This window comes from Pseudonocardia halophobica, from assembly GCF_050948485.1.
Taxonomy (GTDB): domain Bacteria; phylum Actinomycetota; class Actinomycetes; order Mycobacteriales; family Pseudonocardiaceae; genus Pseudonocardia; species Pseudonocardia halophobica.
The window spans coordinates 3,529,382-3,554,209 of record NZ_CP192046.1 but is presented as its reverse complement, the minus strand read 5'-3'; the positions used below and the strand labels follow the sequence as shown (position 1 = coordinate 3,554,209).

General features: G+C 73.4%; 24 protein-coding genes. 17 read left to right on the top strand and 7 right to left on the bottom strand.

The features are described from left to right. The first annotated feature begins 29 nt into the window (after positions 1-29). The gene (locus tag ACQP04_RS17115; protein ID WP_433508022.1) at positions 30-395 is read left to right on the top strand and encodes a nuclear transport factor 2 family protein; all 366 of its coding nucleotides are present in this window, start codon (positions 30-32) and stop codon (positions 393-395) included. A gap of 73 nt (positions 396-468) precedes the next feature. On the opposite strand, the gene ACQP04_RS17110 is transcribed toward ACQP04_RS17115, so the two are convergent. Beyond that, the gene (locus ACQP04_RS17110) at positions 469-1,689 is read right to left on the bottom strand and encodes an alpha/beta hydrolase fold domain-containing protein (RefSeq protein WP_433508021.1); all 1,221 of its coding nucleotides are present in this window, start codon (positions 1,687-1,689) and stop codon (positions 469-471) included. A gap of 483 nt (positions 1,690-2,172) precedes the next feature. Here ACQP04_RS17110 and ACQP04_RS17105 point away from each other — a divergent pair, with 483 nt between their 5' ends. Together ACQP04_RS17105 and ACQP04_RS17100 are read left to right on the top strand one after the other, a co-directional pair. Then, complete coding sequence (locus ACQP04_RS17105; RefSeq protein ID WP_433508020.1) at positions 2,173-4,887, top strand: transglycosylase domain-containing protein; 2,715 nt, start codon at positions 2,173-2,175, stop codon at positions 4,885-4,887. A 36-nt stretch (positions 4,888-4,923) separates the two neighbouring features. Then, positions 4,924-5,142 carry a hypothetical protein gene (locus tag ACQP04_RS17100; RefSeq protein ID WP_037044254.1) on the top strand — a complete coding sequence of 73 codons (219 nt, stop codon included), beginning with the start codon at positions 4,924-4,926 and terminating at the stop codon, positions 5,140-5,142. A 45-nt stretch (positions 5,143-5,187) separates the two neighbouring features. On the opposite strand, the gene ACQP04_RS17095 is transcribed toward ACQP04_RS17100, so the two are convergent. Next, complete coding sequence (locus ACQP04_RS17095) at positions 5,188-5,811, bottom strand: nucleoside/nucleotide kinase family protein (protein ID WP_433508019.1); 624 nt, start codon at positions 5,809-5,811, stop codon at positions 5,188-5,190. Between the two features lie 37 nt (positions 5,812-5,848). Further along, complete coding sequence (locus ACQP04_RS17090; protein WP_433508018.1) at positions 5,849-8,263, bottom strand: SpoIIE family protein phosphatase; 2,415 nt, start codon at positions 8,261-8,263, stop codon at positions 5,849-5,851. A 53-nt stretch (positions 8,264-8,316) separates the two neighbouring features. Between ACQP04_RS17090 and ACQP04_RS17085 the strand changes: the two genes are divergently transcribed. The 4 genes from ACQP04_RS17085 to ACQP04_RS17070 are packed head-to-tail and all read left to right on the top strand — an operon-like array spanning position 8,317 to position 10,634. Further along, complete coding sequence (locus ACQP04_RS17085) at positions 8,317-9,153, top strand: helix-turn-helix domain-containing protein (protein WP_433508017.1); 837 nt, start codon at positions 8,317-8,319, stop codon at positions 9,151-9,153. Between the two features lie 10 nt (positions 9,154-9,163). Next, positions 9,164-9,535, top strand: coding sequence for a VOC family protein (locus ACQP04_RS17080; RefSeq protein ID WP_433508016.1), 372 nt, complete (start codon positions 9,164-9,166; stop codon positions 9,533-9,535). 5 nt (positions 9,536-9,540) lie between these two features. Beyond that, positions 9,541-9,894, top strand: a complete 354-nt coding sequence (locus ACQP04_RS17075; RefSeq protein WP_433508382.1) for an MmcQ/YjbR family DNA-binding protein — start codon at positions 9,541-9,543, stop codon at positions 9,892-9,894. Continuing rightward, positions 9,891-10,634 carry an alpha/beta fold hydrolase gene (locus ACQP04_RS17070; protein WP_433508015.1) on the top strand — a complete coding sequence of 248 codons (744 nt, stop codon included), beginning with the start codon at positions 9,891-9,893 and terminating at the stop codon, positions 10,632-10,634. Before ACQP04_RS17075 ends, ACQP04_RS17070 begins: the two co-directional genes overlap by 4 nt. Before the next feature lie 9 nt (positions 10,635-10,643). On the opposite strand, the gene ACQP04_RS17065 is transcribed toward ACQP04_RS17070, so the two are convergent. After that, on the bottom strand, positions 10,644-11,687 hold the full coding sequence (locus ACQP04_RS17065; protein WP_433508014.1) for a response regulator transcription factor: 1,044 nt from the start codon (positions 11,685-11,687) through the stop codon (positions 10,644-10,646). A gap of 86 nt (positions 11,688-11,773) precedes the next feature. On the opposite strand from ACQP04_RS17065, the gene ACQP04_RS17060 reads away from it, so the two are divergent. Beyond that, a complete protein-coding gene (locus ACQP04_RS17060; protein WP_433508013.1) occupies positions 11,774-12,238 on the top strand; it encodes an ester cyclase in 465 nt (154 codons plus the stop codon). Here ACQP04_RS17060 and ACQP04_RS17055 read toward each other — a convergent pair. The 3 genes from ACQP04_RS17055 to ACQP04_RS17045 all read right to left on the bottom strand — a co-directional run bounded on the left by ACQP04_RS17055 (position 12,216) and on the right by ACQP04_RS17045 (position 14,148). After that, positions 12,216-12,638: a TIGR03668 family PPOX class F420-dependent oxidoreductase gene (locus tag ACQP04_RS17055; protein ID WP_433508012.1), complete on the bottom strand. Its 423-nt coding sequence runs from the start codon at positions 12,636-12,638 to the stop codon at positions 12,216-12,218. The genes ACQP04_RS17060 and ACQP04_RS17055 overlap by 23 nt on opposite strands. Positions 12,639-12,647: 9 nt before the next feature. Beyond that, positions 12,648-13,535: an SMP-30/gluconolactonase/LRE family protein gene (locus tag ACQP04_RS17050; RefSeq protein ID WP_433508011.1), complete on the bottom strand. Its 888-nt coding sequence runs from the start codon at positions 13,533-13,535 to the stop codon at positions 12,648-12,650. A 91-nt stretch (positions 13,536-13,626) separates the two neighbouring features. Beyond that, positions 13,627-14,148, bottom strand: a complete 522-nt coding sequence (locus ACQP04_RS17045) for an N-acetyltransferase family protein (RefSeq protein ID WP_433508010.1) — start codon at positions 14,146-14,148, stop codon at positions 13,627-13,629. Positions 14,149-14,237: 89 nt separating this feature from the next. Between ACQP04_RS17045 and ACQP04_RS17040 the strand changes: the two genes are divergently transcribed. The 9 genes from ACQP04_RS17040 (at position 14,238) to ACQP04_RS17000 (ending at position 24,817) form a co-directional block, all read left to right on the top strand. After that, positions 14,238-15,224 (top strand): pirin family protein, encoded by a 987-nt coding sequence (locus ACQP04_RS17040; protein WP_433508009.1) that lies wholly within the window; start codon positions 14,238-14,240, stop codon positions 15,222-15,224. Further along, on the top strand, positions 15,221-15,529 hold the full coding sequence (locus tag ACQP04_RS17035; protein WP_433508008.1) for a GNAT family N-acetyltransferase: 309 nt from the start codon (positions 15,221-15,223) through the stop codon (positions 15,527-15,529). Before ACQP04_RS17040 ends, ACQP04_RS17035 begins: the two co-directional genes overlap by 4 nt. Before the next feature lie 334 nt (positions 15,530-15,863). Beyond that, positions 15,864-18,920 carry an SNF2-related protein gene (locus tag ACQP04_RS17030; RefSeq protein WP_433508007.1) on the top strand — a complete coding sequence of 1,019 codons (3,057 nt, stop codon included), beginning with the start codon at positions 15,864-15,866 and terminating at the stop codon, positions 18,918-18,920. A gap of 10 nt (positions 18,921-18,930) precedes the next feature. Beyond that, positions 18,931-19,755, top strand: a complete 825-nt coding sequence (locus ACQP04_RS17025) for an SWIM zinc finger family protein (RefSeq protein WP_433508006.1) — start codon at positions 18,931-18,933, stop codon at positions 19,753-19,755. A gap of 300 nt (positions 19,756-20,055) precedes the next feature. Beyond that, on the top strand, positions 20,056-21,201 hold the full coding sequence (locus tag ACQP04_RS17020) for a tyrosine-type recombinase/integrase (protein ID WP_433508005.1): 1,146 nt from the start codon (positions 20,056-20,058) through the stop codon (positions 21,199-21,201). Between the two features lie 366 nt (positions 21,202-21,567). Next, on the top strand, positions 21,568-21,852 hold the full coding sequence (locus tag ACQP04_RS17015) for a helix-turn-helix domain-containing protein (RefSeq protein ID WP_433508004.1): 285 nt from the start codon (positions 21,568-21,570) through the stop codon (positions 21,850-21,852). Positions 21,853-22,165: 313 nt separating this feature from the next. Then, entirely contained in the window at positions 22,166-22,516 is a 351-nt protein-coding gene (locus tag ACQP04_RS17010) for a helix-turn-helix domain-containing protein (RefSeq protein WP_433508003.1), read from the top strand. A 625-nt stretch (positions 22,517-23,141) separates the two neighbouring features. Further along, a complete protein-coding gene (locus ACQP04_RS17005; protein WP_433508002.1) occupies positions 23,142-24,275 on the top strand; it encodes an AAA family ATPase in 1,134 nt (377 codons plus the stop codon). Between the two features lie 236 nt (positions 24,276-24,511). Further along, complete coding sequence (locus tag ACQP04_RS17000) at positions 24,512-24,817, top strand: hypothetical protein (RefSeq protein WP_433508001.1); 306 nt, start codon at positions 24,512-24,514, stop codon at positions 24,815-24,817. The last annotated feature ends 11 nt before the right edge of the window (positions 24,818-24,828 follow it).

Here is a 24,828-nt window from a genome sequence, read left to right as displayed (position 1 = left end):
CCCACCGTCCGGAGTGGTCGGATGGGGTCGTGAGCGCAGCAGCCTTCCGAGCGGCCGTCGAGCGCGGCGACCCCGACGCGGCCACCGATCTCTTCACCGCCGACGCCGTGTTCCACTCCCCGATCGTCCACCGCCCGTACGAGGGGCGGGAGGCGCTGCGGGCGATCCTGCGAGCGGTGGTGCAGGTGTTCGAGGACTTCCGCTACACCGACGAGTTCGCCGGCGAGGCCGGGCACGTGCTGGTCTTCCGCGCCCGGGTGGGCGACCGGGAGCTGGAGGGCGTCGACATCCTGCGCGAGGGGCCGGACGGCCTCGCCGAGTTGACCGTGATGGTGCGGCCCTACTCCGCCGCCACCCTGCTGCGCGAGCGGATGGCGGCCCTCCTCACGCCCTGAGGTCACCTTCGGGTGCGTGGCACCGACGCCCGAGCCACCGCACCCCGACCCCGCCACCCCTCCCGACCAGCTCCTACCCCGTCGGCGCCGTCGCGCTCGTGTGGACCGCGGTGAGGAAGCGGTGCACCGCGCGCACCGTGTAGGCGGTGCGGGCGGTGGGGAGCCCGTCGAACCCGTGCTGGGCGTGCGGCAGCTCCGCGTAGCAGACGGGCTCCCGCGACACCGCCCGCAGCCGCGCGACCAGCCGCCGCGACTGCCCCACCCCGGCCACGGTGTCCGTGTCGCCGTGCACGACCAGGAAGGGCGGTGCGTCGGGCCCGGCCCGGTGCACCGGCGACGCCGCGCGGTAGGTCGCCTCGTCGGCCGCGTAACTGGTCCCGATGACCTTGCCCTCGAGCAGGTTCCACAGGCCCTGGTCGTCGACGGTGAGGTCGTGCACCCCGTAGAACGGCACGGCGGCCTGCACGGAGGTGTCCGCCTCCTCGAAGCCCGGCTGGTACGCCGGGTCGTTCGGGGTCAGCGCGGTGAGCGCGGCCAGGTGCCCGCCCGCGGAACCGCCGGTCACGGCGACGAACCCGGGATCGCCGCCGAAGTCGGCGACGTGCTCGCGGATCCAGCCCAGCGCCCGCTTGACGTCGACGATCATGGCCGGCCAGCGGGCGGCGGGCGCGAGCCGGTAGTCGACCGTCACGCACACCCATCCGCGCGCCGCGAGGTACGCCATCAGCGGCTGCGCCTCCTGGGTGCGCGAGCCGAGCGTCCAGGCCCCGCCGTGGACCTGCAGCAGGACGGGGGCCGGTCCGCCGTCGCGGAGCAGGTGCAGGTCGCGGCGGGCCCAGACGTCGAGCCGGTGCTCGGGCTCCGGGCCGTAGGCGACGTCCTGCGCCACGACGTACCGGCCCGCGCCCCGGGCCCGGTCGCGGACCCGCCGGGCAGTGCCGGGAATGGGCCGGTCCAGGCCGGTGACCCCGAGCGGGGCCAGCGCCTCCTGCAGCACGACGGCCGAGCGGCGGGCGTCGGCACGCAGTCCGGCCAGGGCCGCCGCGGCGGCGGCGTTGGTGCCGATCGTCGCCAGGGCGGCGACGCGGCCCGAACGCGGACCCCGCACCAGGGCCGCCACCCCACCGGCCGCGAGCGCGGCGTGGGCCAGTGCGTCCGCGACCGGCATCTCGGACGCCGGTGTGCAGGCCGCCATCTGGGCCACCGACGTCGGCCAGCGCCGCAGCACCGGCCGGCGCGCGCCCGCCGCCGCCAGAACGCCCAGGATCCCCGCCACCGTGCCGGTTCGCCCCATCCGAGTTCCCTCGCTCCCGTGATCGTCGTCGATCCCCTCGATCCTCGCGCGCCGCGGCCCGCGGATCTCCCCCGCCTCCTCGCTCACATCCGTCCGGCCCAGTCCGCCTGCGGATTCGTCACGCAGTGTCGTCGTCGGGCCCGGCGACACGCGCCCGTGATGCCGTCATTCGGGTGAGTTCGATCTCCGCCCGCACCGTGCCCGCGGGGTGCTCCGTTGACCTCCCAGACGGTCGCGCGGGCCCGAACGGTCTCCGGCGGGTGCTCCGCACGGCCGAGGCCGGCCCGGCCGCCCGTCCCGCACGGCCACCGGGCCGGGAGGAACGGCGGACGACGGGGAGGACGAGCGACAGTGCCCGGAGGAGGTCACGGACCGGCGCCGCGCGCGAGCCGACAGGGCCCGCCGCCGCAGCAGCAGCCGCGTCCCCGCACCGCCCCACCGCGCCGTCCCGTGCCGCCGGTTCCGCCGCCCGCCCGTCCGGACGTGCCGGGCCGTCCCGGCCCGCTCGCCGGTCCGCCCGGGTCCGGGCGTCCGCTGCCGCCCCCGCCGCGGCGCGCCGCCGAGAGCCCGTCGTCGCGCTCGACCCCGTCCCGCGGGGACGGGCGGCCCGACCGCTCCACCTCGACGCGCAACGACCCCACCAGCGACCGCTCCACCCCGCCGCGCACCGGATCCACCGCCGACCGCTCCACCCCACCACGCACCAGCGCCACCGGCGCCCGCAGCACCGCACCGCGCACCAGCTCGACCGACGACAGCGGCGACGTGGCGCGCAGCCCACGAACCGGCGCCGCGTCCCGCCCGTCCGACCGCTCCCGCGGCACGGGCACCACGGCGCGCAGCGGGGCCGGCACGACCGGGACCACAGGGACCACGGGATCGACCCGCACCGGCGACCCCACCCGTCGTCCGGCCGTTCCCCGCGCCCGCAGCCGCCGCTCCCGCACGCGCACCGGCGTCGGCTGGTGGCAGACCCCGGACCCGAAGCGGGCGACCGCCACCGCCACCGGGCTGACCCCCGCGACCGAGCCCCCCGCACCGCAGGGCCCGCTCGAGCTGCTGCGCCGGCGCCTCGGCGGATCGGCGCACCGCCGCCCGCTCACCCCGGCGCAACGCACCGCGCGTCGACGCCGGCGCGTCAAGTGGGGTGTCCTCGGCGGGCTGGCCGCACTCCTCGTGCTGCCCCTGCTCGCCCTCGGGATCGGCTGGCTCGCCTTCTCCGTGCCGACCGCGGACGACGCCGTCAACAACCAGGTCGCGACGATCTCCTTCGCCGACGGCACGGACCTGACCCGGCTCGTCCCCGAGCAGGGCAACCGGACCAAGGTGACGGTCGACCAGATCCCGGTGCACGTCCGCGAGGCCGTGCTGTCCGCCGAGGACCGCAGCTTCTACTCCAACCCGGGCTTCGACTTCACCGGCATCCTGCGCGCGGTGTGGAACCAGCTGCAGGGCGGTGTCGGCGGCGGCTCGACGATCACCCAGCAGTACGTGAAGAACGCCCTGGTCGGCGACCAGGTCTCCTTGTGGCGCAAGTACAAGGAGCTGATCGTGTCGCTGAAGGTCAACCAGGAGAAGTCGAAGGACGAGATCCTCACCGACTACCTGAACACGATCTACTTCGGCCGCGGCGCCTACGGCATCCAGTCGGCGAGCCAGGCGTACTTCGGCAAGGACGTCGGCCAGCTGACCGTGGCCGAGGGCGCGCTGCTGGCCGGGGTGATCCAGTCGCCGTCGCGCTGGGACCCGGCGATCGACCCGAACAAGGCCGTGCAGCGCTGGGACTTCGTGATGGACGGCATGGTCGGCCAGGGCTGGCTCGCCCCCGGCGACCGCGCCGCCGCCACCTTCCCCGCCACGCAGCAACGCAAGGCCACGCCCGGCAGCGGCTCCTTCTCCGACAGCCGCGGGCACGTCGTCAACGCGGTGAAGGCGGAGCTGGACTCGCTGGGCATCACCGACCAGGAGATGGCGCAGGACGGCCTGCGGATCACCACCACGATCGACCCGGAGCAGCAGCGGCGGGCGGTCGAGGCCGCGCGGGAGACGCTCGACGGACAGCCGGACAACCTGCGCTCGGCCGTCGTCGCGATCGACCCGAGGACCGGCGGGGTCAGCGCCTACTACGGCGGCGAGAACGGCGTGGGTCTCGACTACGCCCGGGTGAGCAAGCAGCCCGGCTCCACGTTCAAGCCGTTCGTGGTGCTCGCCGCGCTGAGCCACGACCCGCCGATCGGCCTCGGCACGGTGTTCGACGGCAGCGAGCAGTCCGGCCTGCGCAACGCCGACGGCGCGGACTGCCCGCGCTGCGACATCAAGCAGGCCATGACGATCTCCAACAACGTCATCTTCACCAAGCTGGCGGCCAAGGTCGGGCCGGCGAACGTCGCCGCGGCCGCGCGCGCCGCCGGCATCACCTCGCCGCTGGACAACCCCGACGCCCGGCTCGCGCTCGGGAACAAGGAGGTCACGCCGCTGGAGCTGGCGTCGGCCTACGCCACGATCGCCGACGGCGGCGTCTGGCACGCCCCGCACTTCATCTCGAGGGTGGTGACCGCGGACGACCGGGTGCTCTACGAGGCGCCGGAGTCGCAGGGCGAGCGGCGGTTCAGCGAGCAGGTGGCGCGCAACACCGTCGAGGCCATGCTCGGCGTGGTGCCGAACGACGGGCTCGGCATCGGCCGCCCGGTCGCGGGCAAGACGGGCACGGTGCAGTCCCGGTTCGAAGGCGAGAACAACGACGCCTGGTTCTCCGGCTTCACCCCGGACCTGGCCACCGCGGTGTGGATCGGCACGGACATGAACTCGCCGATCCGCACGGCGTCCGGCACCCCGGTCGAGGGCAGGACCCTGCCGGGCGAGATGTGGCAGACGTTCATGAAGCAGGCGATCGAGGAGGAGCCGCAGCAGGACGGCTTCGGCAGCTACCGCCCGATCGGCGAGCCCGCGTCGGACCTCCCGCCCAACGAGACGCCCAGCGCCACGCCGACGCCCAGCGCGCCCCCGAGCGCGACGTCCGAGGTCCCGCCGCCCCCGCCGACGCCGGTCACCCCGACCACGGAGCCGCCGCCCGGCAGCGGCGCGCTGCCCGACCGGGACGACACGCTGTTCCCGGGCGAGGAGGGCCCCGCCACCACCGCCCCCGGGTCCCCGCCCACGGCCCAGCGCCAGGACTGCTCGATCACGCCCTGCGGCTGAGTGCCCCGGGCCCGGCGCGGGTCTACCGTGGATCGGGTGAGCACCCCACGACGGTTCGCGGTCGACGCCTGGCCGTCGGACCGCAGCCTGGTGCTCTACGTCCCGGAGATCGAGGCCGCCACCGCGGTCCGGGACATGCGCGACGCCGAGGCCGCGGCCCGCGACCTGATCGCCGTGCTGACCGGCCTGGACCCGGACGGGATCGAGTGCGACGTCCGGCTGTCGCGCCGGGCCCGCGTCGCCCCCTGGCGCTGAACCCACGAGGTCAGGAGCGCAGGATTCCTCAGGGGCGCAGACTTTTCAGGGGCCCAGGGTCTCCAGCACCGCGCTCGGCACCACCAGGTCCGCGCGGTCCCGGGTCGCGGCGACCCGCTCGGCGTTGGGCCCGTCGACCCGCCGCACCCACTCCTCCGCCGCGCCGGGCGCCTTGCCGAACCGTACGTGCCGGTCCACGAGCCGGCGCAGCCGCAGCTCCTCGCGCAGGTCGCAGAACCAGACCTCGGTGAGCTCGGCCGCCACCGCAGGCCAGGGCTCGTCGGGCAGCAGCAGGTAGTTGCCCTCGGTGACGACCAGCCGGGCGTCCGGTGGCACCGCGATCGCCCCGGCCAGCGGCTGTTCCAGGTCCCGCTCGAACATCGGCGCGTACACGGGCCCGGGCTCGCCCGTGCGCAGCCGGCGCAGCAGCGCGAGGTAGCCCGCCGCGTCGAACGTGTCCGGGGCGCCCTTGCGGTCCCGCCTGCCCAGCCTGTCGAGCGCGACGTCGGCCAGGTGGAAGCCGTCCATCGGCACGTGCACCGCGCCGGGGACCGCGGCGGCCACGTGCGCCGCGAGCGTGGTCTTGCCGGAGCCGGGCGCCCCGGCGATGCCGAGCAGGGCCCGCCCGCCCGCGGCGAGGGCCGCCGCGCGGGCGACCGGGTCGATCATGCCGGGAGCGTACGCGGAGGGCCCGTGCCCGGCCCGGTCACGCCCGGTACCGCACCGCCAGCACGACGATGTCGTCGCCGGTGTCGGCGGGCGACCCGGCCACCAGGTGGTCGCAGAAGGCCTCCAGGTCCAGGTGCGCCCCGGCCTCGGCGAGGGTGAGCAGGTCGCGGGCGCCGCGGTCGTCGACGTCGTCGCGGCGCTCGGCGAGCCCGTCGGTGTAGAGCACGAGGGTGGCGCCGGGGACGAGCTCGATCTCCTGGTCGTGCCGCAGCCGGTCCGGGTCCACCCCGAGCACGACGTCGACGGCGCCGGTCGCGTACCGGGCGGTCCCGGCCGCCTCGACGACCAGCGGGGACGGGTGCCCGGCGTTGGACCAGCGGAAGAGCCGGTGATCGCCGCGGAGCAGCACGCGCCCGTGCAGGAGCGTGGTGAAGCGGGTGACGTCGAGGCGCGAGGCGACCCGGTCGAGCCGGCGCAGCACGTCCGACGGCGCACCGTCCGTGTCGAAGGCCAACGCGCGCAACATGCTGCGGAGCTGCCCCATCGTGGCGGCGGCGGCCAGGTCGTGCCCTGCCACGTCGCCGACCGCGAGCGCGAGGTCCCCGAAGGGCAGCCGGAACACGTCGTACCAGTCGCCGCCGACCTCCAGCTCCGCGGCGGCGGGGCGGTAGCGGACGGCGACCTCGATCCCGCCCATGCCGACCTCGGCCATCGCCGGCGGCTCGGTGAGCATCGACTCCTGCAGCGCCAGCGACACCTGCCGGGTCTGCTGGAACCGCCGCCCGTGCTCGACGGCAGCCGACGCCCGGGCGGCGAGCTCGGTGACCAGCGCCAGGTCGTCGGCGGTGTAGGGCAGCCGGTCGCCGCAGCTCGCGAACAGCAGGCCCGCGATCACCCGGCCCCCGGAGATGACCGGCGCGACCAGCCGGGAGTTCATCCGCACCTCGCGGGCCCACGAGTACATCTCGGGCGTGCCGGCCCAGTGCTCGACCTCGAGCGGGTCGAGCTCCAGCTCGGGCCGGCCGGTCCGCACGCTGCGCGCCAACGGGTGGTCCGACCCGAACACGAACCGTGCCGCGCCGTCCGCGCCGATGTCGCCGGGCACCGGCGGCAGGCCGGGTGCGGCCCGGGTGACCGAACGACGGCCGTGCACGGGGTGCCCCGGCTCGAGCGGGCGGGCCTCGTCGACGAGGTAGACCCGGCAGAGGTCCGCGAACTCGGGCACGACGGCGTCGGCCAGGGCGAGCAGCTCGGTCTCGGGGTCGAGCGCCCGGTTGACGGCGAGGGTGGCCCCGGCCAGGACGTCCAGCCGGTGCCGGGACCGGAACTCGTCGTCGATGTCGGTCTCGGTGCCGACCCACTCGACGAGCCGCCCGTCCTCGCGGACCGGGACGGCCCGGGACCGGAACCACCGGTACCCGCCGGCGGCCGTGCGCAGCCGGTGGGCGTGCTCGAAGCCCGCGTCCTCGCCCGTCCGGGCCCGCGCGACGGCCGCCTCCCACGCCGCCCGCTTGCGCCGGCGATCCTCGGGGTGGATGGCGTCGAGGAAGCCCCAGCCCGCGTACTCGCGCGGGGCCTGCCCGGTGACGGCCCGGTAGCTCGGCGAGTCCTCGCGCGCGCTGCCGTCGGGCTCGCGGATCCACACCGCGGCCGACGTGGCGTCGACGAGGCTGCGGTAGCGGCGCAGCAGCGACTCGCGGGCCGCGGCCAGCTCGGCGAGCTCGCGCCGGGTGTGCTCGGCCTCGGTGATGTCGACGACCACGAGGCCGGCGCCGAGGACGCTGCCGTCGCGGTCGTGGACCGGGTAGCAGTTGACCATCCAGGACTGCTCCGGGCCGCGGCCGTGCCACAGCCGCCCGGTGAAGGGGCTCTGGGTGATCGGCCGGTCCTCGTCGAGGACCCGGCGCAGCAGCCGGCCGATCCGGACCCCCGTCTCACCGTGCACCTCCTCCAGGGAGCGCCCGATGCGGTCGTCGGCCGTGCCGCCGTCGATCGTGGTCACAGCGGAGTTGACCCGCCGGAACCGCAGGTCGTGGTCGAAGTACGCCAACCCGACCGGGGCGTTCTGCCACAACGCCTCGAGCAGCGAGAACGCCTCGACGCCGACGCGCGCGTCGGTGGCGTCCTGCAGCACCCCGACCACGGCGACCTCGCCGGACCCGGGTGCGGCGTGCACGTAGAGGAGGCGACCGGTGGGGACCACGGCGGGCAGCGGGTCGCTGACCCGCCCGGAGCGGGCGCGGGCCAGCATGTCCCGGGCCGCGGCGAGGTCGACCGGCGGCCGGACCGGGTCGAGGCCGCTGCGGCCGACGACCGTGTCGGCCGACCAGCCCGTGAGCCGCGCGGCCTCGGCGCTCCACAGGAGCACGCCGCCCGTGGCGTCGAGCGCGAACAGGCCCACCGGCAGGTCGGCGACGACGTCCGCCGCGAGCTGTGCCTGCGGCCCGTGCATCCGCGCATTATGGGGGCTCGCGCCGATCGGGCGATACGGGCCACACTCGGGCGGTGGAGGCGGACGAGTACGTGACCGTGGCGCCGCATCCGGCACTGCGCCGCTACGTCCGCCGCCTGCAGGGGTACCGGGAGTTCAGCGCCACGCCGCTGCGCCGGTTGCAGGCCCCCGTCGGGTCCTGCGCGTTGATCCTCGGCTTCGGCGGTCCGCTGCGGCTCCACGGGCCCGCCGGACCGGCCGCGCCCCGCGCATTCCTGGCCGGGATGCAGACGGCGGCGGTGCACACCGAGTTCCGCGGCCACCAGCACGGGGTGCAGGTGGATCTCACGCCGCTCGGGGTGTTCGTGCTGCTCGGGCGGCCGACGGCGGAGCTCACCGGCGCGGTTCCCGCCCTCGACGAGCTCGACGACCCCGGGCTCGCGGCCCTGCCCGACCGGCTCGCCGCGGAACCGGACTGGCCGGCGCGGTTCGCGCACGTCGAGGCGTTCCTGGCCGGACGGCTGCTCGCGGACACCGCCCGCGCGCCCGATCCCGAGGTCACCTGGGCGTGGCGGGCCCTGGTACGCCGGGCCGGCCTGGTCGGGATCGCCGAGCTGGCCGCGGAGACGGGCTGGAGCCGCCGGCACCTGCTCGACCGGTTCCGGGCGCAGGTCGGACTGGCCCCGAAGACCGCGGCCCGGGTGCTGCGGTTCGAGCGGGCGGCCGGGCTGGTCGTCGGCGGCGGGCCGTTCGGAGCGCCCGGCCCGCGGCACGACCTCGCCACCGTGGCCGTGGAGTGCGGGTACGCCGACCAGGCCCATCTGACCAGGGAGTTCCGCGCGCTGGCCGGGGTCACGCCGTCGGCCTACCGGTGCGCATTCGTTCAAGCCATGCCGGTCGCCGACTCCTAGGTTCTCCGGCATGGGCATCCACGTGACACTGCGCTACGACGACCCGCGCGCCGCGCTCGACTTCCTCACCGGCACCCTCGGACTGACCCCCGGCCCCGTCGTGACGGCCGACGACGGGTCGATCGGGCACGCCGAGGCGTACTGGGAGGACACCGCGGTCATGATCGGCAGCCGGTCCGGCGGGGACGACCGCTTCGACACCGGCCGCGCCGTCCTCTACCTCACCACCGACACCCCGGACGCCCTGCACGAGGCGATCGGCGCCGGGGCCGAGCTGGTGTACGGGCTGACGGACCAGCCCTACGGGTCCCGCGAGTTCGCCGTCGCCGACCCGGAGGGCAACGTCTGGTGCTTCGGGACCTACCGCCCGGCGGCCCCGTGAGCACGGTGACCCCGCTCGACCGGTTGCGTGCGCTCTGCCTCGCGCTGCCCGAGGTCACCGAGAAGATCAGCCACGGGGAACCGACATGGTTCGTGCGCAGGACCTTCGTGACCTTCGCCGACCACCACCACGACGACCGGCTCGCCTTCTGGTGCGCCGCGCCGCCCGGGGTGCAGGAGGAGCTGGTCGCGACCGATCCGGAACGGTTCTTCCGGCCGCCCTACGTCGGCGCCCGCGGCTGGGTGGGCGTCCGGCTCGACGTCGAGGTCGACTGGGACGAGATCGCCGAGCTCGTCACGGACGCCTACCGCACCGTGGCCCCGCGGAAGCTGATCACGCTCCTAGACTCGCGGGCGTGAACCGGGTCGAGATCGACGGCGCCGCCTACGAGTACGAGGACGTGCCCGGCACCGGTGCCCCGCTGCTCTTCCTGCACGAGGGGCTGGGGTCGGTGGGGCTGTGGCGCGGCTTCCACCGGCGCGTCGCCGAGGCCACCGGACGGCGGGCGGTCGCCTACTCCCGGCTCGGCCACGGCTTCTCGGACCTCCCGCCCGCCAAGCGCACCGTCCGCTTCATGCACGAGGAGGCCGCGACCGTCGTCCCGGCGCTCGTCGAGGCGCTGGACCTCGGCGAGCCGGTCCTCGTGGGGCACAGCGACGGCGGTTCGATCGCGCTGCTGGCCGCGGCGGCCCTGCCGGTGTCCGGGCTGGTCGTGCTGGCCCCGCACGTGCTCGTCGAGGAGATCGGGCTGCGGGCGATCGAGGAGGCCAAGCGCGCCTTCGATTCCGGCGACCTGGCCCGGCGGATGGCCCGTCACCACCGCGACGCCGAGGTGTGCTTCCGCAACTGGAACGACGTCTGGCTCGACCCCGCGTTCCGGGACTGGGACCTGCGCCCGGAGCTCACCGGGATCACCTGCCCGGTGCTGGGGATCCAGGGCGACGCCGACCCGTACGGCACCGCCGTCCACGTCGAGGCGGTCCGCGACGCCGCCCGCGGCGACACCGACCTGCTGTTCCTCCACGGCGGCCACGCCCCGCACCTCGAGCGCCCCGCCCTCGTCGACGCCGTGGTGACGGGCTGGCTCCGCGGGCTGTGACGCCCCGGCTCAGCCGGGCCGTCCGCCGAGGAGGAGCCCGACGAGCTCCCGTCGGCTCCGGACGCCCGTCTTGTCGAAGACCGACTTGAGGTGGTCCTGCACGGTGTGCGCCGAGATGAGCAGTGCCGCCGAGATCTCGCGGGTCGACCGTCCCCGCAGCACCAGCGTGGCGACCTCCGCCTCACGCGGGCTGAGGGCGTGCGCCGCCAGCCGGGCCGCCGTCGTCGAGCCCGGCCCGCTCGGGTCGAGGACCACGGACACCAGGCCGGTGCCGGTCAGCCGCGACGCACTCAGGCGCACCCAGCCCCCGGGCCGGGTGGGCACGGTGCAGCCCAGCGGCATCGGTACCCGTCCCCGTTCGGCCGCCAGCAGCGCCCCCGCCACCGCCTGCACGGCCACGGGCAGCTCGCCCGGGCCGTCGTCGAGCAGCTCCGCCAGAGCCCGGGCCTCCGGCGTGCTCGCCACGAGGGCGAGATCGTCGGACACCAGCAGGACGCCGGGTCGATCCGGTCCGGCTGTGGCCGCCGCACGCGCCGCCGCGTCCCGGATCCCCGCGGCCAGGTGCGGCCCGACCCGGGCGACCAGCTCCAGCTCCCGCCGGGTGAACCCGCGCTCGCCGTCCTCCCGGTGCAGGCACAGGTACCCCCAGCACTCGGAGCTCGCGACGAGGGCCGCCCGCAGCTCGTCGCCCAGCCCGAGGGGCCGCATGATCTCGTCGTAGCGCGGGCTCGCCGCGCGCTCGCCCCTCGTCGCGAGGTCGAGCGAGCTCACGTGCCGGGGGGCGGTCGCGAGCGCGGCGAACCGGTTGACGTCCGACCCGGAGAACTCGTTCTCCAGGAACCGCGCGGTCGAGCCCGCCAGCGGCTCCTCCGCGTGGGCGCCGGTGAAGAGGAGGGTCACCGGGTCCGCGGTGGCGACGAACGCCGCGTCGACCGGCACGATCCTGCGCAGCGACCGCAGGACCCGCTCGCGCAGGTCCGGCAGCGACAGGCCCGCGTGGCACTGCCGGACGAGCTCGCGCTCGACCCGCCCGCGGTCCACCCGCCCGGCCATCGGTGCAGTGTCGCCCTCCGCGCGACCGGAGGCCATCCCAGATCGGTGGGATGGTCGGCGGCCGCGGGTGGGCGGACCCTCCCGCCATGAGCACAGACACCGCCACCGACCGGCCCGCCGGTACGAAGCAGCTCGTGGACGAGTTCATCCAGGCCCTCTTCACGCGGGGCGAGCTCGACGCCGTGGACCGCTACCTCGCCCCCCACTTCGTCGACCACGACCCGCCGGTGCCGGACGTACCGGCCGGCCGGGAGGCCCTGCGCCGCGCGGCGGCGATGTTCCGGGCCGCCTTCCCCGACTGGCACAGCGACCTCGAGCAGCTGGTGGCCGAGGGCGACGTCGTCGTCGAGCGGTTCACCGCGCGCGGCACGCACCGGGGCGAGTTCATGGGCGTCCCGCCGACCGGTGCCACGGTGGTGCTGCGCGGGATCAACGTCTTCCGGATCGAGGGTGACCGCATCGTCGAGCGCTGGGGCCGGCTGGACGAGCTGGGCCTGCTCCGTCAGCTGGGGCTGGTCCCCGCCGCGGTCAGCGTGCCGACCAGCCGGTGATCCTCTCCGGCGTCAGGACGAGCAGCGGGCCGCGCGGCCGCGCGTCGCGGTAGGGCGGGTACTTCGCCTGCAGGGCGTCGAGCGCCCGCTCCCGCAGCGCGCCGGCCTCGTGGACCGCCGCGCTGCCGTCCACGCGGACCCACCACAGCTGCGCCCAGTCGTCCGCGTACTCGTCGACGACGACGGCGGCCCGCGGATCCCGTGCGACGTCCGCGAGCCGGGCCAGCCGCGTGCTCCGCTTCGGCTTCACCTCGTCGACGGCCGAGCAGACCAGGCCGTCGACCAGCGCGAACGTGATCGGGACGAGGCGGGGGGTGCCGTCCGCACGCAGCGTGGCGAGCCGGGCGACGGGATGCGCCGCGAGCCGCTCCCGGCACGCGCGCTCGTCGAGGGACGGCACCCGCCGAGCCTACGACGCCAGGGGCACCTCGACGCGGGTCGACAGCAGCACCGCGTCCCGGGTGTCGCGGCGCTCGTGCTCGAGAAAGCTGGGGGCGGCGGCCAGGAAGAGGGTGCGGCCGTCCTCGCCGCCCAGCGCCACGGCGTAGGTCTGCAGCTCGCCGAGCGTGATCTCGTCGAGGATCTCCCCGCCCTCGCGGACCCGGACGGCGCGGTGGTGGTCGGCGTCGGCCACCCAGATCGCGCCCTCGGCGTCGGGCTCCGCGATGCCGTCGGGCACCACGGACAGGCCGGGCAGCATCTCGCCGATGTTCCGCGAGGCGGGCAGGTCGCCGAACCGCGCCCAGTCCCGCCGGCCGCCGAGGGAGCCGTCCGGCCGGATGTCGAAGGCGGACATGCGGTTGCCGAAGCTCTCGGCGACGACGAGCGTGTCGTCCCGGACCACCGTGCCGTTCGGGAAGTAGACCTCCTCGGCCACGACCTCCGCCGCGCCGTCGGGGTCGACCCGCATGATCAGCCCGGGCTCCAGGTCGGCGCCCCCCATCAGGTCGAAGCCGAAGCACCCGACCCAGCAGCGGCCCTGCCGGTCGACCGCCATGTCGTTGAGCACCCCGCGGGCGAGGCCGCTCAGGTCGGCGTGCGTGACCAGCGTGCCGTCCTGCTCGCGGCGCAGGATCTTCTGGTCGCGCATCGACACGATCAGCACCCGGCCGTCGGGCAGCAGTCCGGTCCCCGAGGGCTGGGCGGGCACGGTCGCCTCGACCCGCAGGTCGCTCCCGTCGGCCTCGGCGCTGAGCACCCGGTGGGTGTAGAAGTCGCTCACCCAGACCCGGCCCGCGAGCCAGCGCGGGCCCTCCAGGAACGACAGCTTCTCCAGCACGACGGTCGGCTCGGCCACGCGGCCCCCTCCGGTCCGGCCCCCGCTCCGGTGCGGGGGCGACCGGGTCAGTCTGGTCCGGGGCGGGCAGCCGGTCGAGACCGTCCGACGATCACGGTGCCCGGTCGTCGTCGAGGGAGCGCTGGAAGAGCGCGGTGTCGAGGACCCGGCCGTGCTTGCGCCCGACCCCGCGCAGCACCCCGACCTCGCGGAACCCGGCCCGCCGGTGCAGCGCGACCGAGGCCGGGTTGCCCTCCGGGTCCGCGATCACGGCGACGACCTGCTCGAAACCGGCCGTGCGGCACTCGTCGAGCAGGCGGGCGAGCAACGCCCTGCCGAGACCGCGCCCGGCTGCGTCCTCGGCGAGGTACACGGTGTTCTCGACGGTCCGCCGGTACGCGGCCTTGGCGCCCCGCCAGGGCGAGGCGTACGCGAAACCGGCGACCCGGCCGTCGAGCTCGGCGACGAGGAAGGGCAGGGCGCCCGCGGTGAGCGCGGCGAGCTTGGCCTGCCACGTGTCCAGGTCGGGGATCTCCTCGTCGAACGTCGTGACCGTCCGCTCGACGTACGGGGCGTAGACCGCCGCGACGGCGGGCAGGTCGTCGAGGGTGGCGGGCCGGACGGGTCGGTGCACGGGACCATGATGGAACACCACGGGGTGGGCTATGGTTGAGCCAGGTAGTTGCGAGCTCAAGCAGATGCTCGCCGACCCGGGAGGTCCCGATGCCCGCCGTCACCGTCGCCGACGTCACCGCGCTGCCGCGCGTCCCCGAGCCCGGACCCACCGACCTCGACCGCGGGGTCCGGTCCGTCACCACCGCGCCGCGCGGGTACGAGGGCGAGGGCTTCCCCGTGCGCCGCGCCTTCCAGGGGGTCGACCTGCGCGATCTCGACCCCTTCCTGCACATGGACCAGATGGGCGAGGTGGAGTACGCGCCCGGCGAGCCGAAGGGCACGTCGTGGCACCCGCACCGCGGGTTCGAGACCGTCACCTACATCATCGACGGCGAGTTCGAGCACCAGGACAGCCACGGCGGCGGCGGGAACATCACCAACGGCGACACGCAGTGGATGACGGCCGGCGGCGGGCTCCTGCACATCGAGCGGCCGCCGGAGGCGCTGGTGGCCAGCGGCGGGCTGTTCCACGGCCTGCAGCTGTGGGTGAACCTGCCGAAGGCGCAGAAGTGGCTGGAGCCGAAGTACCAGGACCTGCGCGCCCGCGAGTCCGCCCTGCTCACCACGCCCGACGGCGGCGCCCTGATCCGGGTGATCGCCGGCGAGCTGGCCGGGCACGAGGGCCCGGGGTCGACCTACACGCCGATGGCGATGATGCACGCGACCGTCTCCCCCGGTGCCCGCATGCGGCTGCCGTGGCGGCGGGACTTCAACGCCCTCGTCTACGTGCTGTCCGGCGCCGGGACCGTCGGGAAGGACGAGCGGCCGATCCGTGAGGGGCAGCTGGCGCTGTTCGGGCCGGGCGACCTGATCACGGTGGCGGGGAACCGCGGGCAGGACTCGCGCACCCCGGCGCTCGACCTCGTGCTGCTCGGCGGGCGGCCGATCCGCGAGCCGGTCGCGTGGGGCGGCCCGTTCGTCATGAACACTCGGGCCGAGGTGCTGGCTGCCTTCGAGGACTACCAGAAGGGGAAGCTCGGCGTGATCCCCGCCTCGTACGTGCCGCACGGGGGCCTGGGAGGATCGACGGCATGACCGAGCCCATGCTCCTCGACGTCGCCGAGTGGTCCAGATTCGAGATCCACGTCGACGGGAGGCTCGCCGGCTTCGCGAACTACCGCGCCGAGCCCGGGAAGATCACCTTCACGCACACCGAGATCGACTCGATGTACGAGGGGCAGGGCCTGGGCGGCAAGCTCGCGCGCTTCGCGCTGGACAACGCCCGGAAGCGCGGGCTGGCCGTCTACCCGGACTGCCCCTTCATCCGGGGGTGGATCGAGAAGCACCCGGACTACGTCGACCTCGTCCCGCTCGAGGCCCGCCCGCAGTACGCCCTGTAACCCCCGCCAGTCGCGCCCTCGCCCCCGCGAGTCGGGAGCTCCGGCACCGCGAGTCGGGACTTCCGGCACCGCGAGTCGGGACTTATGGGCGACCGAGTCGCGCATTCCGGGATGTGTCGTGATCGTCGTCGAGGTGCACTGAGGGCGGGTGCGCCTGCCCCGGCTGCCCGCAGACGACGATCACAGCCGCAAGCGCGAGTCGGCGCACTTCCGCGCGACCGAGTTGCACATCGTCGTCGCCGGGGATGTGTCGTTCGGTGTCCTGAAACCGCCGACTCGCGGGTGATCGTGGCAGGGGTACGGAACTGTCGGGGGTGGCTCGTAGCCTGGTTCCGTGCTGGTCGTCCACGCCCTCTGGTCCCCCGCCCGGGGCGTCGTGCTCTGGGCGGAGGACGGCGAGCGCCCGGCCACCACCTCGCGTCGCTCGCTGCGGAGCGCGCGGCCGCACCCGTTCGCCGTGCCGGCGTCGCAGCTGGCCGGGATCCACCCCGGCAAGCAGACCTCGATCACCCTGCTGCTCCCCTCCCGCGCGAGCGGGCCGGTGGAGTCGCCCGAGCTGGTACGCCGCACGGCGTCCGGCCGGCGGTCGTCCGAGGTGTCGCTGACGCCGTGGACCGTGCCTGCGGTCGTGGTCGAGCCGGGCGAGCTGGCCGACCCGGCCGAGGACGTGCGGTACGGCGCCTCCGTCGCCCACCTGCGGGCCCTCGCGGCCTTCGCCGACGATCTCGCCGCCCGCGGGCGCGTCCTGCCCACCCTGCGGCCGGGGCCCGAGGCGCGGTGGCGGCCCGTGGTCCAGGGGCTCGACGCCGTGGCCCGCCGCTCGCTCGTCGAGGCGCTGCCCCCGGTGGGCCGGGCCGAGCAGCGGCGCACCGGCGACACCGCCGGCCACTCCCCCGACCTGCTGGTCGACGGCGCCCTCGACACCCTGGTCGACGCCGCGGTCCGCGAGCGCCTGGCCCGGGCGGACGCGCCCGTCGCCCTCGTCCCGCCGCGCCGCGGCCGCGCGCCGAAGGCCTTGCCCGCCACGGAGGCCTGGCTCGCGGCCCTCGCCGGGCCGGACCCGCGGTTCGAGGCGACGGAGCGGGAGCTCGCCACGCTGGCGGACGCGCTCGGCCCGTGGGACGCAGTCACGACCGAGGAGACCGGGCCGGCCCGCGCGACCTTCCGCCTCGCGGAGATCAGCACCCTGCACGATCCCGGGGACCCCGGGGACGACCCGCTGGACCAGACCGGCGACGGCACGCGCTGGGTGCTGGAGTTCCAGCTGCAGTCGACCGAGGACCCGAGCCTGGTCCTCCCGGCCGACGACGTCTGGGCGGGGCGCGCCGACCGGCTGATCACCTCGGCGCAGGAGCTGCTGCTGGCCGAGCTGGGCCGGGCCGCGCTGGTCTACCCGCCGCTCACCGGTGCGCTGCGCCAGGCCCGGCCCGAGGAGCTCGATCTCGAGCTCGACGAGGCGCACCGCTTCCTCACCGAGGACGCCGCGCGGCTGCTCGCGGCGGGCTTCGGCGTGCAGCTCCCGGCGGGCTGGACCGGGCGGCGCCCGCTCGGGCTGCGGCTGTCGGTGTCCTCGCCGCCGGCACCGGGCGTCGTCACGCGCGGTGGGCTCGGCCGGGAGGAGCTCGCGAGGTTCCGCTGGACCCTCGCCGCCGGCGACGAGGAGCTCGACGAGGAGGAGATCGCCGCGCTGGTCGCGGCCAAGGCCAAGCTGGTCCGGATCCGCGGCCAGTGGGTGAGCGTCGACGCGGACGCGCTGGCCCGCGGCCTGGAGTTCCTGCGCCGGCAGAACTCCCGCCGCGGCTCCGGCACGGCGGCGGACGCGCTGGCACTGGCCCAGGGCGCCGTCGACACCCCTCTGCCGATCACCTCGGTCGCCGCGGAGGGCTGGATCGGCGACCTGCTCGGCGGCACGGCGGACCGCACGCTCGAGCCGCTCGACCCGCCGCCGGGGTTCCGGGCCGAGCTGCGGCCCTACCAGAAGCGCGGGCTGTCCTGGCTCGCGTTCCTCTCGTCGCTCGGCCTCGGCGCCTGCCTGGCGGACGACATGGGCCTGGGCAAGACGATCCAGCTCCTGGCCCTCGAGGCACGCGAACGGCAAGAGGTCCCGCCCGGTCCCACGCTGATCCTCTGCCCGATGTCGCTGGTCGGCACCTGGCAGCGGGAGGCGGCACGGTTCGCGCCGGACCTGCGCGTCCACGCTCACCACGGTCCCGGCCGGCCGCGCGGCGAGGCGCTGCGCGAGCGGTTGGCGGACACCGACATCGTGGTCACCACCTACGGCACCGCGTCGCGGGACATCGAGGAGCTGGAGTCGCTGCCCTGGCACCGCCTGGTGCTGGACGAGGCGCAGGCGATCAAGAACAGCAACGCGGCCCCGTCGAAGGCGGCACGGCGGATCGTCGCCGGGCACCGGATCGCCCTCACCGGCACGCCGATGGAGAACCGGCTGGCCGAGCTGTGGTCGATCATGGACTTCCTCAACCCCGGCATGCTCGGCACCCCGGAGCGCTTCCGGCAGCGGTTCTCGGTGCCGATCGAGCGGCACGGCAGCCCGGAGGCCGCGGAGACGCTGCGCCGCATCACCCGGCCGTACCTGCTGCGCCGGCTGAAGACCGACCCCACGGTGATCGACGACCTGCCGGAGAAGATCGAGATCACGCAGGAGTACCACCTCACCCGCGAGCAGGCCTCGCTCTACCGCACGATCGTCGACGACATGATGGAGAAGATCGAGGACTCGGTCGGCATCCAGCGCCGCGGCAACGTGCTGGCCGCGATGGCCAAGCTCAAGCAGGTGTGCAACCACCCCGCCCAGCTGCTGCACGACGGCTCGGCGATCGGGAAGCGCTCCGGCAAGGTCGCGCGGCTCGAGGAGCTGCTGGCCGAGATCCTGGCCGAGGGCGACAAGGTGCTGCTGTTCTCGCAGTTCACCGAGTTCGCGTCGATGCTGGTGCCGCACCTGTCCGCCCGGTTCGACCAGGAGGTGCTGCACCTGCACGGCGGCACGCCGAAGAAGCAGCGGGACGCGATGGTCGAGCGCTTCCAGTCCGGCAACGGCCCGTCGATCTTCCTGCTGTCGCTCAAGGCCGGCGGCACGGGGCTCACGCTCACCGCGGCCAACCACGTCGTGCACCTGGACCGCTGGTGGAACCCGGCCGTCGAGGAACAGGCCACGGACCGGGCGTTCCGCATCGGCCAGGGGCGCACGGTCCAGGTCCGGAAGTTCGTGTGCCCCGGCACCGTCGAGGAGCGGATCGACGCGCTGATCGAGTCGAAGAAGGCGTTGTCGGACATGGTGATCAGTGACGGCGAGGGATGGCTCACGGAACTGTCCACGGGCGAGCTGCGGTCGGTCTTCGCCCTGGGCACGGAGGCGGTGGCCGACGAATGAGGACCGAGCCATGAGCGACCAGCCGTTCTGGGCCCAGGAGGACGTGCCGCGCCGGCCGCTGCGCGTCGAGGGCGGCATCCAGATCCACTCCACCCGCGGCACCGTGGCTCGCACCTGGTGGTCGGCGCGGTTCATCGCGGTGCTGGAGTCGCTCGGCGTCGGCGGGCGCATGGCGCGCGGGCGCAACTACGCCCGCTCCGGGCAGATCGTGTCCTGCGAGGTCGATGCCGGCGCCGTCGTCGCGCTGGTGCAGGGCACCCGGCCGACCCCGTACAAGGTCCGCATCGGCATCCCGGCGTGGGGCAAGCAGGACTGGTCGTGGGCCGAGCAGGCCTTGGCCGACGACGCCTGGTACGCCGCCACGCTGCTGGCCGGCGGGATGCCACCGGAGATCGAGGAACTCTTCGCCGGGCTCGGGCTGGCGCTGTTCCCCGCGTCGCAGCGCGACCTGTCCATGGACTGCACGTGTCCGGACGCCACGGTCCCGTGCAAGCACCTCGCGGCGGTGTTCTACCTGCTCGCCGAGCGGTTCGACGCGGACCCGTTCGAGGTCCTCGCCCTGCGCGGACGGGACCGCGAGACCCTGCTGGCGAACCTGCGCCGCCGCCGCGGGAGCACGGCGGCGCCGGAGCCCGTCGCCGAGGAGACGGCGCGTCCCCTCGGCGAGCTGCTCGACGGGTTCTACGCGGCCGGCGAGCTCGACCTCACCCGCTTCGCGCCGGCCGAGCCCGAGCCGGGCGCCCTGCTCGAGCAGGTACCGGAGCTGCCGATCGAGGTGCGCCGGCGCAAGGTCCGCGACCTGCTCCGACCGGCGTACGAGCAGCTCGCCGAGTGATCTGTTCCAGGGCAGTGCGCATCATGGTTCCATCACGCGAGCTCACGCCCGCCCTGATCGCACCATGGTTCCATAACGCCTGCTCAGGCCTCATGTGAGCGTGTTATGGTTCCATAACGGGAATAGGGCTCTGACCAGGCACGACGATGAGCGCGTGGGGGCCGTACCCCCATCGGCCCTCCCTCTCGCGTTATGGCATCGGGGTACCCACGTAACCCGTCGCCGGGCCTGGTTAGCGTCCGCCCGTGCGGAGTCGGCGCCGGACGAGCGTCGTCCGCGCGAAGGGCCGAGACAGTGGCAGTGGAGAGCTACACGACACCGAGCGGTCAGGAGCGGCACCGGGGGCGGCCCCGGGGCATCAACCCCGAGAAGGGGAAGCGGTGGCCGAGCAAGGCGTTCGACGCCTGGCGGAACGCCGACTGGTACGACCGGTACCCGGAGGGCGGCGGGACGACCCCGCCCCCGTGGGAGGCGCACAACGCCCTGTACGGCGCGGTCGCCGCGCCCACCGCGCGCGGTGCCGGGTTGCGCCCGATCGCCCTCGGCGCGTTCTGCGATTCGTGGCTTGAGCGGCACAACGTGGACGGCCAACCGACCTCGCAGCGGTCGCGGGCGGCCCAGGTCCGGAAGATTCAGGAGTCCGCGCTCGCGGACATGGTTGTGTCGGCCATCAACGTCGGGGACGTGAAGGCGTTCCTCGCCTCCGTGGTGGGCGGGGAGTCGACAGTCCAGGCCCGGCTGTCGGTGCTGCGGGCCGTCCTCGACGCGGCCGTTGACGAGGGATACGCGGCTCGGAACCCGGCACGCGGGCAGGGCGTGAAGATCCAGACGGGCAACCGACGTCCGAAGGCCCGAGAGATCACTCGGGACGAGTGGGCGCTGATCGTGAAGGCGCTCCCCGAATGGTTGCGCGCGGCGGCGGTGCTGTCGACTTACTGCGGTCTGCGAGCCGGGGAGGTGTGTGGGCTGAAATGGGAGTCGGTGAATTTCGAAACGAACCGTATTCTTGTCCGTGACGTAATTCTTGAAGGCGGGGTCGAGCGGGACCGCCCGAAGTACGGGGAGGCGAAGGCGATCCCGATGACGCCGGAGGTCGCCGAGATCCTTAAGGCGCACCGTTCGCGGGTGCCGGGGAAGCGGGCGGACTACGTGTTCCGCGACCCGGATTCCGGGCGTCGATTCCTCACTCCGGCTGACGTCCGGTATCGCTGGAAGATGGCCCGGAAGGCCGCTTTTGTTGGCGTCGATGGCATGGAGCCGGTCGCCGCGCGGTGGCACGACCTGCGGCACATGTTCGCGCAGGACCTCGTGACCCGGGGCGTCCCGCTGATGCATGTTATGCGGCTGATGCGGCACGCGAAGGTGGCTACGACGCAGCGGTACACGTGGGACCCCGAGGTGGACGACCTGGCGGTCATGATGAACACGGCCCCGATCGCGGTATAGTCGCTCGCGCAGAACGGCCCCGACTCCATCAATCCGGAGTCGGGGCCGTTCTGTATTCGACCGCCACAGGTTCGGAGCCGAGACGGGCTCGACGCCAGGGGCCCGCGTCGGGCCCGCGTCGGACCCGAGTCCCGATCGATCCGGACACGCCAGGGCGACACGCCGGTCGCAAACGCCTTTTTAGTGAGCGTACGTGCGCACACGTAAGCGTTCGTACGCAAACGCCTCATCGACGATTTGGCTGTCGTCGCCCGAGTGTGCAGAATTGGCAATGCACAGCCGGGAACGCGCCGGATGATTGAGTTCGGTCCGCGCGATTGCCGGGAGCAATTCCGACGTCACGCCGTTTTCGGAAGGAGAATTGCCATGCCCTCACCGACACCGAGCCCGGAATGGATAAATGAGCACGGGCTCATACCGCACGCCGAAGCGGCCCGCATCCTCGGGATCACGCCGCGCTGGCTGAACAAGTGGATCGCGGACGGCACGATCCGTTGCGTGCAGCACGGGGCGCTCCGGCTGATCCAGCGCACCGAGCTGGACGATTACGTGGGGCGGCTCGTGGCCGAGGGCGAGGAGCGTAGGGAACGGGCCGCCAGGGCGCGCCGTAAGGCGTCCACCACCCGCCGCCGGGCGTCGAGCCGGGGGTAGCGGGCGTCGAGCCGGGGGTAGCGGTCGTGGCGTGGCTGAGGCCGAACAGGGCTGCCGACGGCATGGCGGCCTGGGAGCGGACGGCTGCCGAGGACGCGCGGCGGGTCGGCCTCACCCTGGTAAAGGCGCCGACGCGGGACGGGACGACGCGACGTACGAGACGTTCATGCTCACCGACGATCTCGACGACCGGATTGTCGGCCTCGGTTTCGAGGAAGTTGGATTCGGACTATCCCTTTGGGCGACGTCGAACCGTCCTCCTTTTGCCGCCGGAGAACCCGCTCGTCGAGAAGATTGAGGTGCCCGCCGGTGGGTGATCCTCAGCGTTCGTCTATTCACCACCGGCGGGAAAGCCGAAAAGCGACCTCGATTTGCCTGCGACGCGCCGAAGCGAGTTGCAATGTCGAAGAAATGCATAAACAATGGCGCCGTGGATACATTCGGAATGCGAATGCGCAATATGCGAGTCGCACTCGGGCTGCCGCAATCGGTGATCGCGGAGCGGATCGAACGGCCCAGGCAGTCAGTCAGCGTCATTGAGCGGTCGCTCATCCCGCCCCGCCCGTATATTCAGCAACTCATAGCCGACGCCCTCGGCTGCACTGTTGACGACCTCCTCCCCGACCCGCGCAATGCGACCCGGGAGACGGCCGGTGCGCGGTGACCGCCCGGAGTAAGTCGGTCCCGCCGGGAGATCCGCCCCGGCGGGACCGCCATCGCAAGGCCACCACAACCCGCGTGCACGGAATTCCTCTGCAAAGGGATGCCGTTGACGTTGACCCTATCACCGCGACAGGGCGATTCCTGTCTGACGGATTCCACCGTCGTGGTCACGCGGCGGCCCGGTCGGGGATCACGGATTCGTGGCGGACGGCGGGGTCGACGTTCTGCTCCGGGCCGTCGACATTCGGCTTGACCGCGCGGGAGTTGCACATTGAGACCGAGAGGCTGGCGCGGGTGGAGCGCTGGTCCAGGGCGGAAGTAAGGGAACGGCTCGCGCCGCCCGATTACCGGCCCTGAAAGGCCAGGGGCGGCCCAACGGTTGCAGCCCGGGCAACGGAGGCTAGTTACGTCGCCCGGGCCGCGAAATCCCCACCCGACTCGATCAGATTGGAGGTAACCGAGTATGGAAAAGAATAGCACCGGCAACCACAGGAAAAGCGCGACGACGCTACCACCGGTACCTGAATTGGGTCTCCGGACGCAGGCGATCGTTGACGCGCTGCACCGCCGGATCGTTGCGGACCGCGACGCGCTCCGTGTGCCTGACCGAGAGGCCGACGAGGGCGATGGCGCTGCGTAGGGCCGAACCGCCGATCCTCTACGGCCGTGAATATCCCGACACCGACGTCTACGTCGACCGGGATAACCGCGTATATCGCGACGGGGGACCGAACACCCGAACGCGCGAAGATGCCGTTGGCGCCGACCTACTGCGCGTCGGTCTCGTCCCCGGAGGCGAATTCGTATTCGACCAGCCCGAAAAGATCCCGGCAGCGTGGGGAACCGGCGACGACGTTTTGTGGTCCGAGGGCGAGGCGTTCCTATTGGCTGGCCCGACCGGTGTCGGTAAGACCACGCTCGGCGTCCAATTAGTCGCCGGTCGGCTCGGTCTCCTTGACTCTGTACTTGGATTCCCGGTCACGCCGGGCGCTGGGAAGGTGCTCTACTTGGCAATGGACCGGCCCGCGCAAATCGCCCGCGCCATGGCGCGCCTGCTAACGCTGTACCCGCGCAAAGACCTCGACGAACGACTGGTCGTGTACCGGCGGCCCCTTTATTTCGACGTCGCGAAAGATCCGGAAATGCTTCTCAGGATGGCCGAGAGAACGGGCGCCGACACGGTGGTTGTCGACTCTCTTAAGGACGCGACCCCGGGCGACCTAAAAGAGAACCAGATCGGCCAAGGAATTAGCCGTGCAATGAATTTCTGCGTGGCCGAGGGTGTCCAGACGCTTATCATGCATCACGTCCGGAAAGAGGGCCGCGAACAGTCGAAAAACCGGCCGCCCGGTATTGACGACGTATTTGGTTCCGCGTTCATCACTGCGAGCGCCGGGTCGGTGGTGATGTTGGAGGGGCGGCCCGGGGATGGCGCGGTGAAGCTGCACCATCTGAAGCAACCGGCGGCGGATGTGGGCCCTCTCTTTATCCGCCACGATCACGCGCGCGGACGCAGCTTTCTCGACGAGGAAGGGAACGTGACTGTTCTCGATGTGCTGCGGCCCGGGGAGGAAGTGACCGTTGCCGAGGTCGCGATGCGGATGAACACGACCAACGCGACCGTCACACCGGCCGCGCGGCAGAAGGCCCGGCGCGCCCTGGACAAACTTGTCGCCAATGATAAGACGCCGGTGCGGCGAATCGGTGACGGGCAGGGCAACACGAGCCTTTATGTGCTGGACCCGGTGGGCGGCTCGTGAACCTCACGAACAAACTTCACGGGACGTGAAGTCGCTCCCCAACTTCACGCAACTTCACGAACGTCACGCAGAACCTGTTTTCCCAGGCCAAGGCCCTTCACGCGGAACTTCACGCACTTCACGGGCGACAACTTCACGCTTTTCCCCCCTTTTTGGGGGAAAAGCGTGAAGTTTGCGCCCGCACGGCTCTCCGTATAGGCGAACGGCGGGACCGGGAAAGGAAAGGAGAACGACCGATGGGCAGATACAGCGACGAGGTGTACGCGCAGTACGCCCGTGAATGGGCGCAGGAGCGCGAGCACGACCCCCAGGACAACGACCACGGCCCGGAACCGGGGCGGGTGGTATTCCGCAACTCCCGCGCGTTCGGCGACCGGGAGAAGCCAAATGAGAGGCGGCTCCGGGGCGGCGCCGACCCCGAGGACGACGACGTTCTAGCCCTCGACGACGGGCGCGCCCTCGCCCGGCGAATCCTCGACGGTCCGCATAACTACCCGACAAGCGGCGAAACCCGCGTCGACGGAATCAGCTACTACGAATAGGAGGAGAACCA

What these genes read in the sequence shown, in the direction of transcription:
- ACQP04_RS17090 (WP_433508018.1), bottom strand. Translation starts at nt 8,263, where the DNA reads ATGCACGGGCCGCAGGCACAGCTCGCGGCGGACGTCGTCGCCGACCTG.
- ACQP04_RS17065 (WP_433508014.1), bottom strand. Translation starts at nt 11,687, where the DNA reads ATGGCCGGGCGGGTGGACCGCGGGCGGGTCGAGCGCGAGCTCGTCCGG.
- ACQP04_RS17025 (WP_433508006.1), top strand. Translation starts at nt 18,931, where the DNA reads ATGAGCGACCAGCCGTTCTGGGCCCAGGAGGACGTGCCGCGCCGGCCG.
- ACQP04_RS17015 (WP_433508004.1), top strand. Translation starts at nt 21,568, where the DNA reads ATGCCCTCACCGACACCGAGCCCGGAATGGATAAATGAGCACGGGCTC.
- ACQP04_RS17060 (WP_433508013.1), top strand. Translation starts at nt 11,774, where the DNA reads ATGAGCACAGACACCGCCACCGACCGGCCCGCCGGTACGAAGCAGCTC.
- ACQP04_RS17040 (WP_433508009.1), top strand. Translation starts at nt 14,238, where the DNA reads ATGCCCGCCGTCACCGTCGCCGACGTCACCGCGCTGCCGCGCGTCCCC.
- ACQP04_RS17000 (WP_433508001.1), top strand. Translation starts at nt 24,512, where the DNA reads ATGGGCAGATACAGCGACGAGGTGTACGCGCAGTACGCCCGTGAATGG.
- ACQP04_RS17005 (WP_433508002.1), top strand. Translation starts at nt 23,142, where the DNA reads ATGGCGCTGCGTAGGGCCGAACCGCCGATCCTCTACGGCCGTGAATAT.
- ACQP04_RS17095 (WP_433508019.1), bottom strand. Translation starts at nt 5,811, where the DNA reads ATGATCGACCCGGTCGCCCGCGCGGCGGCCCTCGCCGCGGGCGGGCGG.
- ACQP04_RS17080 (WP_433508016.1), top strand. Translation starts at nt 9,164, where the DNA reads ATGGGCATCCACGTGACACTGCGCTACGACGACCCGCGCGCCGCGCTC.
- ACQP04_RS17035 (WP_433508008.1), top strand. Translation starts at nt 15,221, where the DNA reads ATGACCGAGCCCATGCTCCTCGACGTCGCCGAGTGGTCCAGATTCGAG.
- ACQP04_RS17110 (WP_433508021.1), bottom strand. Translation starts at nt 1,689, where the DNA reads ATGGGGCGAACCGGCACGGTGGCGGGGATCCTGGGCGTTCTGGCGGCG.